17 protein-coding genes are annotated in these 17,703 nt (G+C 61.7%); 7 read left to right on the forward strand and 10 right to left on the reverse strand.

Annotation, left to right across the window (positions count from 1 at the left end):
* Positions 1-70 precede the first annotated feature (70 nt).
* Both FFM53_RS28915 and FFM53_RS28920 read right to left on the reverse strand, forming a co-directional pair.
* Positions 71-703, reverse strand: coding sequence for a response regulator transcription factor (locus FFM53_RS28915; protein ID WP_138391049.1), 633 nt, complete (start codon positions 701-703; stop codon positions 71-73).
* Complete coding sequence (locus tag FFM53_RS28920; protein ID WP_138391050.1) at positions 700-2,595, reverse strand: sensor histidine kinase; 1,896 nt, start codon at positions 2,593-2,595, stop codon at positions 700-702. Before FFM53_RS28920 ends, FFM53_RS28915 begins: the two co-directional genes overlap by 4 nt.
* Before the next feature lie 300 nt (positions 2,596-2,895).
* Between FFM53_RS28920 and FFM53_RS28925 the strand changes: the two genes are divergently transcribed.
* From FFM53_RS28925 to FFM53_RS28940, 4 genes are all read left to right on the forward strand, one after another.
* Positions 2,896-4,566: an arylsulfatase gene (locus FFM53_RS28925; protein ID WP_138391051.1), complete on the forward strand. Its 1,671-nt coding sequence runs from the start codon at positions 2,896-2,898 to the stop codon at positions 4,564-4,566.
* 86 nt (positions 4,567-4,652) lie between these two features.
* On the forward strand, positions 4,653-5,663 hold the full coding sequence (locus FFM53_RS28930) for an HAD family hydrolase (protein ID WP_138391052.1): 1,011 nt from the start codon (positions 4,653-4,655) through the stop codon (positions 5,661-5,663).
* A 74-nt stretch (positions 5,664-5,737) separates the two neighbouring features.
* On the forward strand, positions 5,738-8,011 hold the full coding sequence (locus FFM53_RS28935) for a multiheme c-type cytochrome (protein ID WP_138391053.1): 2,274 nt from the start codon (positions 5,738-5,740) through the stop codon (positions 8,009-8,011).
* A 90-nt stretch (positions 8,012-8,101) separates the two neighbouring features.
* Positions 8,102-8,890, forward strand: coding sequence for a DUF481 domain-containing protein (locus tag FFM53_RS28940; RefSeq protein ID WP_138391054.1), 789 nt, complete (start codon positions 8,102-8,104; stop codon positions 8,888-8,890).
* A gap of 468 nt (positions 8,891-9,358) precedes the next feature.
* Here the strand turns inward: FFM53_RS28940 and FFM53_RS28945 are convergent, their stop codons facing one another.
* From FFM53_RS28945 to FFM53_RS28980, 8 genes are all read right to left on the reverse strand, one after another.
* Positions 9,359-10,090, reverse strand: a complete 732-nt coding sequence (locus tag FFM53_RS28945; RefSeq protein ID WP_138391055.1) for an LssY C-terminal domain-containing protein — start codon at positions 10,088-10,090, stop codon at positions 9,359-9,361.
* A 21-nt stretch (positions 10,091-10,111) separates the two neighbouring features.
* Positions 10,112-10,798 carry a hypothetical protein gene (locus FFM53_RS28950; RefSeq protein ID WP_138391056.1) on the reverse strand — a complete coding sequence of 229 codons (687 nt, stop codon included), beginning with the start codon at positions 10,796-10,798 and terminating at the stop codon, positions 10,112-10,114.
* A gap of 18 nt (positions 10,799-10,816) precedes the next feature.
* Positions 10,817-11,386, reverse strand: a complete 570-nt coding sequence (locus FFM53_RS28955) for an OmpA family protein (RefSeq protein WP_138391057.1) — start codon at positions 11,384-11,386, stop codon at positions 10,817-10,819.
* A 25-nt stretch (positions 11,387-11,411) separates the two neighbouring features.
* On the reverse strand, positions 11,412-11,834 hold the full coding sequence (locus tag FFM53_RS28960; protein ID WP_138391058.1) for a cysteine rich repeat-containing protein: 423 nt from the start codon (positions 11,832-11,834) through the stop codon (positions 11,412-11,414).
* A gap of 237 nt (positions 11,835-12,071) precedes the next feature.
* Positions 12,072-12,419, reverse strand: coding sequence for a hypothetical protein (locus FFM53_RS28965; RefSeq protein WP_246413256.1), 348 nt, complete (start codon positions 12,417-12,419; stop codon positions 12,072-12,074).
* Between the two features lie 350 nt (positions 12,420-12,769).
* The gene (locus tag FFM53_RS28970) at positions 12,770-14,287 is read right to left on the reverse strand and encodes a DUF1254 domain-containing protein (protein ID WP_138391060.1); all 1,518 of its coding nucleotides are present in this window, start codon (positions 14,285-14,287) and stop codon (positions 12,770-12,772) included.
* Positions 14,288-14,420: 133 nt separating this feature from the next.
* Positions 14,421-15,197, reverse strand: a complete 777-nt coding sequence (locus FFM53_RS28975; RefSeq protein WP_138391061.1) for a hypothetical protein — start codon at positions 15,195-15,197, stop codon at positions 14,421-14,423.
* Positions 15,198-15,314: 117 nt separating this feature from the next.
* The gene (locus FFM53_RS28980; RefSeq protein ID WP_138391062.1) at positions 15,315-15,653 is read right to left on the reverse strand and encodes a DUF2147 domain-containing protein; all 339 of its coding nucleotides are present in this window, start codon (positions 15,651-15,653) and stop codon (positions 15,315-15,317) included.
* Between the two features lie 185 nt (positions 15,654-15,838).
* On the opposite strand from FFM53_RS28980, the gene FFM53_RS28985 reads away from it, so the two are divergent.
* The 3 genes from FFM53_RS28985 (at position 15,839) to FFM53_RS28995 (ending at position 17,653) form a co-directional block, all read left to right on the forward strand.
* A complete protein-coding gene (locus FFM53_RS28985) occupies positions 15,839-16,105 on the forward strand; it encodes a hypothetical protein (protein WP_138391063.1) in 267 nt (88 codons plus the stop codon).
* 51 nt (positions 16,106-16,156) lie between these two features.
* Complete coding sequence (locus FFM53_RS28990; RefSeq protein ID WP_138391064.1) at positions 16,157-17,173, forward strand: Lnb N-terminal periplasmic domain-containing protein; 1,017 nt, start codon at positions 16,157-16,159, stop codon at positions 17,171-17,173.
* Positions 17,174-17,278: 105 nt separating this feature from the next.
* Positions 17,279-17,653: a hypothetical protein gene (locus tag FFM53_RS28995; protein ID WP_138391065.1), complete on the forward strand. Its 375-nt coding sequence runs from the start codon at positions 17,279-17,281 to the stop codon at positions 17,651-17,653.
* The last annotated feature ends 50 nt before the right edge of the window (positions 17,654-17,703 follow it).

Genomic DNA, 17,703 nt, shown 5'->3' on the forward strand with positions numbered 1-17,703 from the left:
CTAACGGTTGCCGGTCAAATTAGGCCGCTTGGAGGTCGATTGATATTGTCCTAAGGGGAAGGACATCGGATCACCCCACCGGCGATGCCGTATCCTGGTCGATGAGACCGATACTCGCGGCGATCAACACGGCCTCGGCCAGCGAGCGTACGCCAAGCTTTTCCATGACCTGATGGCGATGCACCTTCACCGTACGCTCCGAGACGCCGAGCGCATGAGCGATCTGCTTGTTGAGACGGCCGCGAATGAGGAGACCGAATACTTCGACCTCGCGCGGACTAAGTCCCGCCACCAGCGCCCGCTGGGCTTGGAGGCGGTCGTGTTCGGCCTTCTGCCTTTCATATTGGATGAGAGCGCGATCGATCGCCTCCATCAATGCAGCCGCGGTCGAACTTTTCTCCAGAAAGTCCCTGGCGCCCGCCTTCATCGCCTCGACGCTTGCCTTGATGTCTCCTTCCCCCGTCAGGAACACGACAGGCATTAGCGGCGCCAGCTCGCACAGCCGGTTTTGGATCTGCAGGCCGGACTGGCCAGGCATCCGGAGGTCGAGAAGAACGCAGCCCGGCTCGCAAGCGGAAAGCCGGGCGAGAAACTGGTCTCCGGATTCATGGGCTTCGACCCTGAGGCCGTGTGCGGAAAGCAGCCTCGCGGTCGCCGTCCGGTAGGATTCATCGTCATCGACGATATGGACAACCGGTTTCATCTCGATTGCTCCTCCCTGTGAGCGAGAGGCAGGGCCACGCAAAAGACCGCGCCTCCTTCGGGGCGGTTGCCGGCACAGATGGTACCGCCATAGGTCTCCAGAATGGCGCGGGCTATGGACAGACCCAGCCCCGTGCCCGCCTGCTTGGTGGTATAGAACGGCTCGAAGATGCGGATCAGCCTTTCCTCGGGAATGCCATCTCCAGTGTCGGAGACCCGAAGCTCCGCCTTCTCGTTCGCCAGTCCCGTCGCGAAGGTAAGCGTTCTCCCGGCCGGGACGGCGTTCAGCATGGCGTCCATCGCGTTGGTCGCCAGATTGAGAATAACCTGCTGTACGTGAACCTTATCGGCACGCACCGGCAGCTCGCCCGGCGGCTGTGTTGAGGTCAGCGTAATTCCGCGCCGTTCCGCCTCGCCGTGAATGATGTGGATCGCGCTCGACGTGACATCGTTCAGATCGAACTCCTGCCAATCGATCTCGCTTCTCTTCTTGAGCAACCCTCTCATTCGGCTGATGATATCGCCCGCTCGCTGATCGTCTTCCTGGATGTCGAGGAGAATCTGCTGAATCAGTTCGTGATCCGGGTTCGCGCTTCGCAATAGCACCGAGGCTGCCTCGGCATTGTTTCGGATGGCCGAAAGGGGCTGGTTCAGTTCGTGAGCGATGGACGAGGATAACGCGCCGGCTGTCGCGGACTGGTTGAGATGAACGGCTTCCAGCAAATGAAGTCGCGCGCTGCGCTCGGCGACGCGGCGCCGCCGCCGCTCGAGCAGCAGCACCGAGATGATGCTGGCTTGCGCCAGCAGGAGGCCGCTCGCCGCCACCAATATGACCCAATGTTCCTCCCAGAGGCTTTTTTCCCGGTACATCGGGACCGTGCCCGGCGGCAGATCCTCCTCGGCAAGCCCCCAACGCCGGAGTTGCCGGACGTCGGCGATATAAGTCTGGGGCGCTTCGAGATCCGATACCGGCTTGCCCGCGATCGCATCGATGACGAGGTCGCCGACGGTCCGGCCCAGCGCGTCGAACGTGACGGTATTGCCGCCGACGACGCCATGATCGATGTAGGTCTGGTAGGGTCCGTAGACCGGCGCGCTGGCGGTTGCCGAGATCTGTCTGATCGCGTCGCGCGGAACGAAGTTGCGCCCTGTCTTATCCTTGAAGACCGTCAATGCTATGATGATGCTGTCGGGCGGCACGCGGGACGCGCGTTCGACGAATTCGTCGATCGTCAGATCTTCCAGATAGGTCGTCGTATCAAAGGATTTGGAGAACTGTTTCAAATCCGCGCGGGTCGTCGTCAGCCAGCTCCGGTCGAAGTCGGACGAGCCTCCGACGATGTAGAGGTGGCGGGCATGAGGCTGCAGGCCGCGGGCCATCTCGGCCGTCTTCAGAATGTTGAATGTCGAGAAGGCTCCGATCACGTCATCCGGCAAAGCGATCTTCTCGGCGGTGGCCGTGCCGAAACCGGCGGCGACGATTTTCGCGCCCGGAGCGATCGTGCCGTGGTTCGCGACGATGAAGCTGGCCGACTCCCTGCCGAAAGCCACGACCACGTCGGGGCGGCGCGCGGCGTATTTCTCGCCCAGATATCGGGCCATGCGCGCGACATGCTCGCCTTCCGGAAAGCGGGAGAGATCCAGGAACTCGGAAAACAGATCGATCTTGCCGTTGGTCGCCTCCAGCAGACGGCTTCGCAACGCCTCTCCGGCAGCGGTCGTCGCCGCGATCCTCTCGTCATAGGGATAAAGAACGAGGACGCGGGGAACCCGGCCAACGATGGCAATCGAGGCGTCGGAGGCTGCGGCATGGCGACTGGACGCACCCAGGACGGCCACCGCCAACAAAAAGGCAGTGCAGCATAGTCGACCTGACCATTCGCCCAAGCCCATCCGCTTTCCCCCAAAGCCGGGCAACAATAACAGCTTCCCGCTGCGCCGTCATCTGCGCATCACTACTGTCGATTGCCACCGCATGAAGAGATTCCCTAAAGTACAATATCGGGCGAAGGCAGCATTCGCTAAAGTTCAGCGGGCCGGGGCAGAGATGCGGCCGACTTCGCAACCCCGCCGGAGGCAGCTCCGGCAGGATCTTCATTTTCAAGGCAGTCCAGTTGAATCGACGCATGCAATCGCCGCGCTTTGCCGCGAGTGGCTTCGTCACTCAACCGGACGTCGACGGAGGGATTTGAAATGAACAGCAGAATCCTTATCCGCTGCATCGGAGTACTGGCTTCATCCACCGTTTTCTGGTGCGCAGCCTCGCCCGTGCAAGCGCAGGACGCCCAACGAAAGCCCAACATCCTGTTCATCGTTTCGGATGATACCGGCTACGGCGATCTCGGCCCCTATGGCGGAGGTGAAGGTCGCGGGATGCCGACCCCGAACATCGACAAGTTGGCAGACGATGGGATGACCTTCTTTTCCTTCTATGCCCAGCCGAGCTGCACGCCCGGCCGTGCGGCCATGCAGACGGGACGAATTCCGAACCGCAGCGGCATGACCACAGTGGCGTTTCAGGGCCAGGGTGGTGGCTTGCCCGCGGCCGAATGGACGCTTGCGTCCGTTCTAAAACGCGGCGGCTATCATACCTATTTCACTGGCAAGTGGCACCTCGGCGAGGCGGACTACGCGCTTCCGATTGCGCAGGGCTACGACGAGATGAAGTATGTCGGCCTCTATCATCTCAATGCCTACACCTATGCCGACCCGACCTGGTTCCCGGACATGGATGCGGAAACCCGCGCTCTGTTCCAGAAGGTGACGACGGGCTCGCTGTCCGGCAAGGCCGGCGGCGAGGTAAAGGAAGACTTCAAGATCAACGGCCAGTATGTCGATACGCCCGTGATCGACGGCAAGGAGGGCGTTGTCGGCATTCCGTTCTTCGACGGCTACGTCGAGAAAGCGGCACTGGGCTTTCTTGATGAAGCCGCGAAGACGCCCGATCAACCTTTCTTCATCAACGTCAATTTCATGAAAGTGCACCAGCCGAACATGCCGGCCCCGGACTTTCAAGGAAAATCGATCTCGAAGAGCAAGTATGCGGACTCCGTCGTGGAGCTCGATACACGTATCGGCAGGATCATGGACAAGCTGCGTGAGACTGGCATGGACAGAAATACGCTGGTTTTTTACACGACCGATAACGGCGCTTGGCAAGACGTCTATCCGGACGCGGGCTACACACCATTCCGCGGCACGAAAGGCACCGTGCGCGAAGGCGGCAACCGTGTTCCCGCGATCGCTGTCTGGCCCGGCAAGATCAAGCATGACGTGAAAAATCACGACATCGTCGGCGGCCTCGATCTGATGGCGACCTTCGCCGCGGCTGGCGGCGTGCCGCTGCCCACCAAGGACCGCGAAGATAAACCGATCATCTTCGATAGCTACGATATGACCCCCGTCCTGCTGGGGACCGGAAAATCGGCCCGCAAGAACTGGTTCTACTTCACCGAGAACGAACTGACGCCGGGCGCTGCCCGCGTCGGCAATTACAAGGCCGTGTTCAACCTGCGCGGCGACAATGGGCAGGCCACGGGCGGTTTGGCTGTTGATACCAACCTTGGCTGGAAGGGCGCTCAGTCCTACGTCGCCATCGTGCCGCAGGTGTTCGATCTGCTGCAAGATCCGCAAGAACGCTACGACGTCTTCATGAACAACTACACCGAACACACCTGGACACTGGTCTCCATCTCCGCGGCGATCAAGGATCTCATGAAAACCTACGTCGAGTACCCCCCGCGCAAGCTGCAGAGCATGGGTTACGACGGTCCGATCGAACTCTCCAAGTATCAAATGCTGCAGTCGGTTCGTGAGCAACTCGGCAAGGAGGGGGTCAATATCACGGCTCCGACCGGAAACTAGGTCCTTGGCAGCCCCGGAGCGATCCGGGGCTGCCGTATATCTCCGATTGCACGATCGCTGCAAGTTGATCGATGGGAGGCGTTGCGATGATTTCGGCACGTAATTTCCTGCATTTTTCCCGAGGCGTCGCGCTCGCCGCCGCGGTATGCTTTTTTGCCGCGACGCTGGCGGTCGCCCAAACGGACGCGCTGCCTTCGTGGAATGACACGGCACCGAAGCAAGCGATCATCTCTTTCGTCGAGCAGGTGACGAAACCGGGTTCAGCCGACTTCGTTCCGGAAGCGGAGCGTATCGCCGTGTTCGACAATGACGGAACCCTTTGGGTCGAACATCCGATCTATACGCAGCTCGCGTTCGCCCTTGACCGAGTGAAGACGCTTGCTCCGCAACATCCGGAATGGAAGGAAACGCAGCCGTTCAAGGCGGTGCTCGAAGGCGATATGAAGGCGCTCGCGGCGTCCGGCGAAAAGGGCCTTGTCGAGCTCATCATGACGACACATGCCGGAATGACCACCAGCGATTTTCAGAAGATCGTGACCGATTGGTTCGCTTCGGCACGCGACCCCAGATTCAAGCGGCCATACACCGAACTCGTCTACCAGCCGATGATCGAGCTTCTCGCCTATCTCCGCGACAATGGCTTCAAGACTTTCATCGTTTCAGGCGGCGGCGTCGAGCTGATGCGGCCCTGGGCGGAAAAGGTCTACGGCATCCCACCAGAGCAGGTCGTCGGTTCGTCGATCACGACCGAGTTCAGGATGCAGGACGACACGCCGACCCTGTTTCGGCTTCCTGAAGTCAATTTCATCGACGACAAGGCCGGCAAGCCCGTCGGGATCAACCAGCATATCGGCCGGCGGCCGATTGCCGCCTTCGGCAATTCCGACGGAGATCTCGAAATGCTGCAATGGACGACCATGGCCGGTGGACCCGCCAGGCTCGGCGTGCTGATCCATCATACCGATGCGGAGCGCGAATACGCCTACGACCGAGACACCGAATTCGGCCGCCTCGACAAGGCGCTGGATGCGGCCTCCATCGCCGGCTGGACCGTCGTCGATATGAAGGCCGACTGGAAGCAGGTGTTCAAGGACTAGGGGAAATAAGCCGAGTATCGGAGCCTCGCACGATGGCGCCGTGACTTTCTGGAACGTCGACAGGGAGCGATTGAGTGGCAGCGTCTGTTCGATCAGCAGCGGCGAAGGGAGTGACCGCCCTGCTTTTCCTCTTGCTCGCCTTTGCCGGGCACAGTCTTGCGAGTGACGCCCTCTCGCCGACCACCGCCGACCCACGAATATCGATCCACGACGGTTTCGTCGACGAAAGGACGTGCTCAGCCTGCCACGCCGATCAGGTGGCTGCTTTTTCGAAGTCGCATCATGCGAAGGCCATGGCCTTGGCCGACGACGAAACGGTGCGCGGCGATTTCGACAATAGCAGGTTCGAACATGACGGCGTGGTCACGACCTTCACCCGCCGCGACGGCCGCTTCTTCGTGAACACCGAGGGTGCGGACGGCGGCAAGGCCGAGTTCGAAGTCAAATATACCTTCGCCTACGAACCGCTGCAGCAATACCTTGTCGACATCGGAGGCGGACGGCTGCAGGCTCTCGATATCGCCTGGGACACGGCCAGACGGCAATGGTTCTGGCTGGGCGACGCCACCCCCGCCAAACCGGGCTCGACCTATCATTGGACAGGTCCTTTCTACCGCTGGAACCGCACCTGCATCGACTGTCATTCGACCGATCCCCAGGCGAGGTTTCAACCGCGGACGAACGAATACAGGTCGACTTACGTCGCCACCAGCATCGGCTGTCAGTCCTGTCACGGCCCAGGCGCCAGGCACGTCGCTTTGGCGCGAGCGACCGATGTTTCATCTCCAATGACGGATAGAGGCTTGCCGAAGGTTGAGGCGAGCACCTGCTTCGCCTGCCATGCCAGGCGTACCAGGCTGCTGGACGGTTATCAGCCGGGAAAGCCCTTTCTCGACTATTTCTCCCCTGCCCTGCTCCGACGGGATCTTTATTTCCCGGACGGGCAGATACGCGACGAAGTCTTCGAATATGGCTCGTTTCAGCAAAGCAAGATGGCAAGGGCCGGTGTGACCTGCCTCGACTGTCATCGGCCGCACGATGCCGGCCTCAAGGCCGAGGGCAATGCGCTGTGCACGCAATGCCACGCCGAGACAAAGCCGGAGCGCTTCGTCGATCAGGACCCGAGCGGCGTGTTCGACACGCCCGCGCACACTGGCCATCAGGCCGGTTCGACCGGAGCGCAATGCGCCAACTGCCATATGCCGGAGCGCACTTACATGAAGGTCGACCCGCGCCGCGACCACTCCTTCGTCATCCCCCGGCCGGACCTGTCGGCGAGCCTCGGAACGCCAAATGCGTGCACGACCTGTCACGCCGGCGGAACCGATGACTGGGCGGCCGAAACAATGGACAAATGGTACGGAACGCAATGGCGCAAACGCCCGTCGAGCGCCCGTGCCTTCGCCGGAGCCGCGAACGGCAAACAAGCCGCGGTGGAGGCTCTACGCGCGCTTGTCAGCGACCGTGACCAGGCGGGAATTGTCAGGGGCAGCGCCATCGCCGCGATGAGCGGGATCGGCGGGGAGGATATCAGCATCGACATTCGAGCGGCCGCGGCCGATGCGGATCCACTCGTCAGGCTCGCCGCCGCGGAAGCGGCCGGCAACATTCCGCCGGAGCAGAGGCTCAAGGCGATCGGCGACCTGGTGGGCGATGAAACGCGCGCGGTTCGCGTTGCCGCCGCCAATGCCCTCGCAAGCATTCCTCCCGACCTCTTCGGCGATCGGCGAGGCCATTTGGAAGCCGCCGTCGCGGACTTGCGCGCCTATGTCGAAACAAATGCCGACGTCGCGGAAATACAAAGCAGTCATGGCTTCTTCCTGTTCGCCCGCCAGGCTACGGCCGAGGCCGAAGCCGCCTTCCGGCGGGCGATTCTTCTCGACCCGACACTGGAGGCGATGCGCATCAATCTCGCCGAGTTCTACCGCGCCACCGGCCGGAACGACAAGTCGGAGCAGACCTATGCCGAAGCGATCCGGATGGCGCCCGAACAAGCTGATCTGCGGTACGGACATGCGCTGTCCCTGGTGCGCAAGCAGGAATTGGCCGAGGCGATAATGGAACTCGAAGAAGCGGTGCGGCTCGATCCGCAAAACTTTCGCTACAAGACGACCTTCGCCGTCGCTCTCGATTCCGCTGGCCGGACGGACGACGCCCTGGACAGGCTCGATGGGTGGGCGGCGGGCGGAGACGCCGACATCCTAGGCCTCGCACTCCAATACAGTCTCAAGCTTCGACGTTTGCCGGAGGCGCTGAAACACGCGGAAGCTCTGGCGCGAGTGAGGCCTGAGGACCGGGAGATTTCGGACCTCATCGGACAGTTGAAGCAGGCCATCAACGGAAAATAGGTATTTAAGCTTGTCCAAATCTACTTCTCGCTGCACAGTGCCGACTCGGGACAGCAGTGCCGAGGCGACGAACGAGATCGGGGGATTCTCATGAAAGCCATATACTTGCGCTCCATTCTGTTGCTGGCGGGCGTCTGCGCGGCGTCGGTCGGCAATGCCGCCGATGTCACGCCGCTGGCGCCGGAAGCAAAAACCGTCGAGAGCCAGAGCGGCTGGGAATTCACCTTCGCTCCATATTTCTGGGCCGCCGGCATTTCCGGCGATATTGGGCAGTTTGGGCTTCCGGAAGTTCATGTCGACGCGGATTTCGGCGATATTCTCGACAATCTCGACTTCGCGTTCATGGCGGCAGGCGAAGCAAGATATGATCGCTTCAGCATCGTCGGTGACGTGATCTATACCAAGCTAGGTGCCGATGCCGACACGCCGGCCGGCATCCTTGCCGACAGCGTCGATGTGACGTCGAAGACCTTTTCGGGATTTCTTGGCGTCGGCTACGCCATACTCGAAGACCAAAATGGCCACCTCGATGTGGTCGGCGGCATGAAGGTCTGGTCGGCGGAAACCGAGATCTCCTTCAATGGCGGCATTCTGGCCGGAGTGGATGTCGAAGACAGCGCCACATGGGTCGATGCCGTCGCCGGCCTCAGAGGAAACTACTTCTTCACGCCGGAAATCTATCTCACGGGGTGGGGTCTGGTGGGCGCCGGCGGCGCCGATCTCGATTGGGACGTGGCGTTGGGTCTCGGCTACAAGTTCAACGACAGCATCTCGGCGATCGCCGGATATCGCGCACTGGGCGTCAATTACGACAATGACGGGTTCGTCTTCGACGTCGTCCAGCAGGGGCCCATCTTTGGCGTAGCCATCCGCTTTTAGGCGGACAAGCCGCTCGCAGGGGTGCGAGCGCGACGGCCTACGGCAGTGAGCAACGACGGAAAGAGGACGCTATGAAAGAACGGCGGCTCTCTCCTCAGACTGTATCCAGGCAACATGAACGCGGACCAGCCGAAGCGTCATGCCGGTCCCGCTGAACTCCACGCCTGCGATATGGTAGTGCCCGAGATGCGGATTTGGTCTTGCAGCTCCTGAAGGGCGTCCGCACCCGACCTTCGATTTCTTCAGGATGACGACACCCATTCTGCCTTGTCGCGAACGAGGTAGATGTCGCCACGTTCGCTCCCGGAGGTCAGGAACCGTTCCGCTTGCTTCTGGTCCGGATCATGACGAAAACTTCGGCGAGCAGTGCCGTCGCCTCGAGAAGGAGCGGGAAGCGTTCGTTGAGCCCCGGGGCTCCGACTTGTTTCCCGTTCACGAGAGCCATGCCCTCGTCCAGCCGTCGCCGTCCTATTGCTTGTCGGCCGATTTCAGGGCCAGGCCCCCAACAAGGATTCGACCGTCGGTGAAGTATGGGTCGCCGCCACCGTTGCGACCATCTTTTTTCGCACCGACGCCTGCGCGCTCGTAGGTCATGGAGATCTGCCCGGCGGCCTTGAGGTCGCCGATCACCAGTTCGCGCTCGGCATCGAGATCGGGGCCGATATGGTGGGTGATCTGCCCGGTGTCGTGGCTGACGCCGACGCCGCGGTCGAAGCTGGCGGAACCCAGCCACAGCGGCTGGCCGTCGGCGCCGACGGTCGCCGTTTGCCAGAGGCGTATGTGGTGGCGCTCGTCCGCGCTTCGCCCGACAGGCTTTTCGAAAGCCAGATCCTGCTTCCGGCCGTCGAAGAACAGCGGGCTGACGGGCGCATCGAGATCCGGCCGATCGAGCGCCACGCTCAGGCCGATTTCGACCGACGAGAGCAATGTGATCCTGTCGGCCGGATCCCAGCCCGAGGCGGCGAAGGCCTTGATCACCTGTTGCTTCGGGCCGACGACGCCGACGTTGATCGGGTCGCCCGGAATGTCGTCGCCGGTCGTGGTGACCATCCGGCTGAGATCGGCAACAGTGCTCCGGTCGCGGAAGATCCAAAGCTCCGGCATGACCAGGTAGCAGACGAGCAGATACGCCAGAAGGACGGCGGCAAGAACGCCAACAGCCGACTTCCATCTGCCACGACTGCTTCTCCCCTCTTCCATTGCAATGTGCCGCTCCCGACTTCAGTAGCAGGGCGGATACGGATAGTAGCCGCAAGGGGGGTGATAGTAGTATGGCGCGGAGGCCGCCGCGGCACCGATGGCCGCCCCCGTCGCGACCGCGGCGCCGTAGCGGGCCGCAGGGTGCGCATACCAGCCCCCATGGAAGCCGACAGCACCCACGCCAACCACGCCGACGCGCCCCATTCCGGCTCGCGCCACGAACATGTCAATGAAAAGCGAAGCCGGGCCATTGGCCTTTGCGAGTTCGCCCTCGAGAACCTGGACGTCAAAGGTCAGCGTGCCGCCATCCAGCTTTGGTTTGGTCAGGACCACGACCGCGTCTTCGACAGCGGTGCCATCGCTGCTCATGAGGGAGATCGTCGCGTTCGGCGGGTCGACCGCGAAGCTGTCCTTGCCCTCGTCCCATTCCTTGATGAACTCGGTCGTGAGAACATGTCCGGCCGATCGTACGGGACGGTCGGCGAACACGATGGAATTCGGGGTGACGCCCGTCATCGTCAGCTTGCCGTCGACAAGCGTCGCCCCGGCGGAATTGAGGACGGCGAGCGACGGCACCATCTTCCCGGCCGCGGTCGCTCCAATGGTCTTGGAAGCGGGTGCCGTGATCGCGTCTTCGGCCAGCGCCGCTCCTGCGAATGACACGAGGCAGGCTACGGCGACTGTGCCGATCCGAATATGGCGTTTCATGGCGAATCCTCCTGGTTGCTACTTTACGAGACCGAGGTTGACGAGCTGGACGCGCCGATTGTCGGCGGCCTGCGGATTCGACGGATCTACGGGCCACTCCTCGCCGACGCCGATCGCGAACAGACGGTCCGGGGCGATGGCGAATGTCGTCGACAGCGCCTCCGTAATCGCGTTCGCCCGCTTCTGGCTGAGGTCCAGATTGTGCTTGGCGTCGCCCGTCGAGCTCGTGTGGCCGACGACAAGGAACTTGTAGCGCCGCAGGTTCGGATGATGCAGGGCGTCAGCGATCATGCCGACGGTGCGATAGGATTTCGGTTCGATGGCGATGGAGTCGTTCTCGAAGTCGATCTCGACCATGAGCTGCGACAGCTTCGAAAGCTTCTGCCAGTCGGGAAGCGCGGCGACGCCCTTGCCAGCACTCGCCGCCGCTTCTTCCATGAGCAACGCGAGGTCGATGCCCGGCGCTCCGCCCTGCAATCTGTCGAGCGTGCGCACCACTTGCTGGCCGCTCAGTTCCTGGGCGAACGGGTGGCCGGGTGCCAGCAGCAGTCCGGCGGTAAACATCGTTGCGAGTCGAAAGCTCTTCATGATCCTGTGTCCCTTCAACATCGTTTCACCGCCAGCCGGCGTCGGTGATGGCCTGGCCGCACTGGCCTTCGTTCACGCGGGTCGCCTTGTTCAGGCAGGAAAGAATGTTGCCCTCGCCCACTACGCCGCTGCAGAACTGCGCGACGTAGTGCTTGCAGATCGCGGTGAACGACGACTGGGCGGCAAGGCGCTGCTCGATCGAGGTGGTGACGCTCGCCAGTGTCGACGTGCAGGTCGGCGAGACTTTTGCGGCATGGGCCTCGAGGCAGTTCTGGATGCGGCCGCTTCCGAGGTTCAGGCCCTTGCAAAACTTCTTGATGTCGGATCCGCAGTCGTTGGCGAGCGTGCTCACCGCGTCGGCGAAGCTGATGGTGTCGGCACGGGCCGGCCCGGTGAGCGCCAGGAACGCGACCAGCGCCCCTCCTAACAGTCTGGTTCTCGTCGACATGCTACCCCCATCGTGAACGATTGATCGTCGGAGAAACTCTCCGCACGCATCTGGTGCGCTTTCGGGGGTGAGAAGGGAAGTATGTTACGGTTACACGGACCGTAGGACACGGCGTTCAACGCGAAGATGCCGAGTTCCGGCGAGCACTTCACCATCAGTCGCGTGAACGTCCCCGAACCTTTTGTCGTTGGTGCGATAATGCGATCCGGGCTTTCGCGGCAGCTATGGATATGGAAGCTACTCGCCGCGCTCTGGCGGCCGATCCTCCACGGCCTTCCCGAACCTATCCAGCTCGAGCGAGTAGCAGAATAGTCCGAAAAGCGTCCCCGCGACATACAGGCACTTCACGAACGCCTGGGCGAGCGGCGGAAAGGCGTCGAGTTCCGGCAGATGCCTGAAGAAGATGGCCGAGAAGAGCGCACCGCCGAAGAAGAAGCTCACCCTGCTGGCAAAGAAGAGCAGATGGGCCACGAAGACGCTGTGAAACGGCGGCGTGACCGGCACCCATTTCAACCGTGCCCAGTAACAGCAATGAAGCAGCGCGGCGCTGGCAACAATCCCGACCTGGTCCGAGAGATCGAGCATCTGCCGTTCACCGAGGTGGGTGACCAAGCCATGAAAGATGGGGAACACGATCCAGAACAGGACCAAGGCCGCAGCGGTCTGAGCTGCAAGGAGACCCAGGTAGATCCATGGTGCCGACAGCCCTGATCTTAAATTCAAGCTCCGCCTCCCCATGCAGTCCTGCTGATCGTTGCTACGGCGAAAACACGAGCCAGAAGGCGCAAGCCGCCGTGGCTGATGCCGAGGACGCTCTCATGCACGGCGCAACTTTCCGGGCGATACCGATCCGACATAGAAGTCGGATCGGCAGGGAGGTGAACCCAGCAAGCCGGCGGGCGCCTGTGGCGATCCGTTCATCGCGTCTTCTGGCGTCACTCGACTGGTTCGAACTCGCCCGGCTTCCAGGTCTTGTCGAACCATGACTCCAGCGGGCCATAGAGGCGAAGAAGGACGTTCCAACCCTTGCCGGGCACTGTCTGGACCCAGTTGGCCTCATGGCCTTTCGGCGCCGTTGGACCGAACCAGACGTCGACCGACGAGTCCGCGTTGATCACGATATCCTTCTTGTCGCTTCCGATGCTGGGGAATTGCCGGTCCGTCTGCAGCATCGAACGCGTCTGGTTGTCATACGCCACGAACGACCAGAATTCCTTTGCAGGAATGTTTGGCGGCAGGTGAATCTTATAGGTCTTGCCGCCGTCGAACGGCTTGCCGTCCTTGTCGGTCGTTGCGCCGGCATATTGCGAGCCGATGCCGACGCGCTTTATCGCCATGGCCGGCGTGATGCCCGTCGCGTAGTAATGAAACAGGACACGGGCATCCAGATAGCGAACGCCGGGCTGCAGCAGAAACTCGTAGCTCCCGCCGACAAAGCCGGTGAACCAGGCACTGTTCGGGTAATAATAGGCATCCTTCATGCGGGTCTTGAAGGTGATGGTGCGCGCCGTCGCATTGCCGACGGCCACGGCTTCGGTGAGGATCTTCTTCATCCGCGCATCCGGCGCGAAGGGCTTGCCCTTTATGATGCCGATGGACGCGAGCTGTCCCAGCACTTCCGGATGATAGGCTTCGTTCGGTTCGTACTGGACGATGTCGTTCACTTCCTCGTAGAAATGGAAATTATTGGCATGGATCGTGTTGAACTCCTTGCCTGAGACGTTGATGATCTCCATCGGCGGCGGATTGCCGGCCTCCGAAAGCGGATAGACTTTGGCGAATTTCCTGGTGTTTTCGATGGCGGCCATCGTGCTGCCGTTCTCGAGGAACCCGCGCCAGAAGAACAGGTTTCCGTAGGTCGACGTCCGCAACACGTGATAACCTTCGGGGACCTCGCCCTCGTAGCCCGGCGGCAGGAGCAGGTATTTTCCACCCTTGCCCTTGTCTGGACCGGCGTTGCCGACGTCGCCGACATATTCGAACCAGTGGTTGTCGATTATGCCCAGGATATTGGGTGGCGTCTCGATGACCAGCGGACCAGCCTTGGTATCCAGCCACATGAGATTGTAGATGCTTTCGGTGTTGCCGGTCAGGAACAGCGAATGCGAATCCATGAGTTTTTCGAATATCAGAATGGTTTGGTTGTTGTCGGCGCCCTGGCTGGCCAGTCCAACCCGAAGGGCTTCGACCGAAGCGCCGGGCATCGCATTGAGAAAAGCGTCCACGCCTCGCATGAAATCGAGATTGTCATAGATCTTTTCCGAAGTGGCGTCGTCCGGAAAGCCGTCGAAAAAGTTCAACTTGCCAATCCTGGTGTCGACGCTCTCCGGCGTGACGATCGAATCCGGTATCGGCGTCGCCATCTTGGTCTTCGGTGCTTCCGCGGAAGCGGCCCCCCAGCCCATCAGTAGCACCGCGGCAGTAGCGTAAACCCGTCTCGTCGCGCGTTTCATTGCACTCTCCTTGTCGACCGCCCCGTCGGTCGTTTTTCATGAGGTCGCCAATCTGTGTGCATTTGGCGGCGCGCGGGGAAGTATGTTACGGTTACACGACCGTAGCCTACCGCGAGCCGCCCCCCGGCTTCGGCTAGAACTTCACCGCCAGTCGCGTGAAGACGCCATGCTGGGTGGCGTCGTACTGGAAGCCATCGTCCTCGTAGTCGGTGTAGAGGGCCTTGTAGCCGAAAGACGAAGCGAGCGTGTCCGTCCAGTTGTAGCCGACCGTTGCAGTGCCTTGCAGCGTGATGTCCGAGGCGACTCCGAAGCCGCCGACGTCGGCCATGACGTCCACGAACCATTTGCTGTTGACGTCATAATGCATGGTGAGCCCGACGATGGGATCGGCCCAGCTTTGCGAACCGCTGCGGTCGATCGCCGGGAAGAACACGGGATCGATCCCGACTTCCACCTTGTTGTGCTGGTAGCGAAGTCCGCCCGTCGCGTAGAGCTGCATGTTGGCCACGTTGACCGGCAGTTCGTAGCCGACAAGGGCCGCCGCCACGATCTGCGTCTGCTCGAAGTCGGCCGTTCCGCCGAAGGGGCCGAAGTCGGCGTCGGTCGAAATCTTGGCCCACATAACATCCGTATAGAGAAGCCAGTTATCGCCTGCTGCCTGAAAGGATCCTGCGAACACGCCGTCCAAATCCTCCAGCACGTCCAGAGGCGAGACGTCGACTGCCGCCGCCGGGAGGCCGCGCACGCCGATGTCGCCATTCAAACCTGCCAGCCAGCCGTCGAACGTGACCTGGAACTTCCATCCGCTGTCGACGACGACCGGTCGAGGTTCCGACATGTCTGCGGCGGCCGCGGGTGCCGCCGCCAGGGCCAGAGCCAACCCGCAATAGACGCTTTTCATTTCAATCATGCAGCAGTCCCCGATCTTTCATGGCTCCGGCGACCGCCGGAAATGATTCCCTGCGAAAGGGATAGCCGATCACGCCGAAAGCACCCGTATGTTACCGTATCCGATTGTCCCCGCGGACTATTGGCGTGACCATTTCTGCGACTCGCAGACGACCTTCATCACGCAGCCTTTGAGGGTGACCGTGTCGCCGGAAACGCTGATGGTGCCGTTGTAGGTCTTCTTCGCGTCGGGATCGGTGATCTTGCCAGAATAGCTGCCACCGCTGCCTTCGAACGCGCCGATCTTCTCACCGGTATGCTTGCCGCTCTTCAGCGTGATGCAGAAACCGGCGCCGCACGGCTCGATCGCGGCGGTGTCGCCGAGCGTCGTCTTCCAGTTTCCGATGATCGGCTCGGCTGCGCTCGCCAGTCCGGTCGACATCAGCAGCGCTGTGACGGAAATCAGGATGGGTTTCACGGTAAGGTCCTCGCATGGCTGGCCCGCCACCGGGCCGATAACCGAATGGACCACACATGCTCTGCCGACCGCAAGAAACTCGCCGTGTGTTACTGTAACCTACATGGTGCCGGCCCGGTTCTGTGTCATCTTCACGACGACGACGCGATGTGCGCCCCCGCGTCGCCTGGCCGGGAGCCGATGCAATGGAATACGACACGGAGTTCGCCAAGCGCAGGTTTCCCGAGCAGACGCTGGAGATCGAAGCGCTTGCCTCCCGCAGTGAAAGCTTCCGGGAACTGTGCAACGACTTTTCCATCGCGGACCAACTCGTGCGGGACTGGGAGTCGTCTACGGCGCCGGAGCGAGACGCACGTTATGCCGAAGCGCTAGAACTCATGGACGGCCTCGCCGCGGAAATCCACACCATGCTCGACTTTGCCAAGGTCGTTCCATTCCCAGCCGCAAGATGAAGTTGCGATCTCCCCGTCGTGGGGGCACGGCGGCTACAGAAAAGGAACAACATGCCTCGACCGATGGCGATCGTCCTCATCATCCCGGTCGCCATGATCGTGGCGGCTTTGACGGCCTGGGGCTCCTTGGCCCTCTGGTATCGGCTGTCCCTGCCTGATGGCGGGCGGGCGATCGGCGCTAGCGTCTTCCTCGTCTTCGGTCTCTTCTCTGTAGCGGCGCTTGCCAGCCGGCTGCGCATCAAAGCACTCCTTTCGTTCGCGGTCGTCTTCGCGCTGGTTCTCTTCTGGTGGAACTCGATCAAGCCGGAAGCGAACGCCGCATGGGCGCCGGATGTCGCCCGCCAGGTCACGGGTCGTGTCGACGGAAATTCGCTGACCTTGACCGATGTCCGGGACTTCGAGTGGCGAAGCAATTCCGACTTTACGGAGCGTTGGACGACGCGAACCTACGATGTGAGCAAGGTGAGGACGGTCGACCTGTTCATGTCATACTGGGCGGGGCCGAAGATCGCGCATGTCATTTTCAGCTTCGGCTTCGAAGGCGGCGAACAGCTCGCCTGGTCGATCGAGGTGCGCCACAAGGTCGGCGGCGGGTTTTCTCCCCTTGCCGATCTCTTCAAGAATGACCCGCTGGTGGTCGTTGCCGCGGACGAACGCGACGTCGTCGGCGTCCGCTCCAACGTGCGTGGCGAGGACGTCCAGGTTTATCGGCTGAGAGCCAGTCCCGAGCAGGCGCGGAACCTGCTGCTCGAGTACGTCGCCGAGGCCAACGCACTCGCCCGGACGCCGCAGTTCTACAACTCGATCACGACGAACTGCACGACGACCGTCGCCAAGCTGATGCGGGTCGCAGGGGACAAGGTTCCGTTCGACTGGCGGCTGATCGTCAACGGTTATCTTCCCGACTATGCCTATGACCGGGGAGCCGTCGACACGTCGATGCCGCTCGACCGCCTGCGGGAGATTGCCAAGATCGATGTGCGGGCGCGGGCGGATGGATTGTCGCCCGACTTCTCGAAGGCAATCCGTCTCGGCGTGCCCTTCCCGGTCGTCGTCGATAGGCCGTAACGTACAGTAACATACGAAGGGAATCGCGATGATTGAGGCATGGTCCGCCCTGTCAGGAATTCGCTAGGCGAAGTTTCACCTATGCCCTTAACCAGGACCGAGCTCATGAACCTCATCAAGCACTTTCAGAACGTCGCGACGGTTGCGGCCCTCCTGATGATGGTGGCCGCGCCGATGCTCGCTCCGACCCCGGCCGAAGCCCGCCGTGCGGTGGTCGGCTGCGGAGCGAGAGGATGTGCGGCCGTCGGCAATCGCGGCGCCGTCGTGGTCCCTCGCGCCCCCGTCAGGCGCGGCGTCGTCATCGTGAATCCTCGCCGCTATTGGCCCGCCGGGGGTGCGATCGCGGCTGGAGCCGCCATCGGCTTCATCGCGGGCGCCGCGGCGGCCTCGGTCGCTGGAACGCCGCCGAAGTCCGGCACGTGCTGGTACTATACCGATAGCACCAAGAAGACGGGTTTCTGGGACATCTGCCCACGATAGCGCTCGACGATCGCCGTGAGCATCGAGCACGGCGAACCGATTTCAACAGG

Source organism: Rhizobium indicum (assembly GCF_005862305.2).
In the GTDB taxonomy this organism is placed as follows: domain Bacteria; phylum Pseudomonadota; class Alphaproteobacteria; order Rhizobiales; family Rhizobiaceae; genus Rhizobium; species Rhizobium indicum.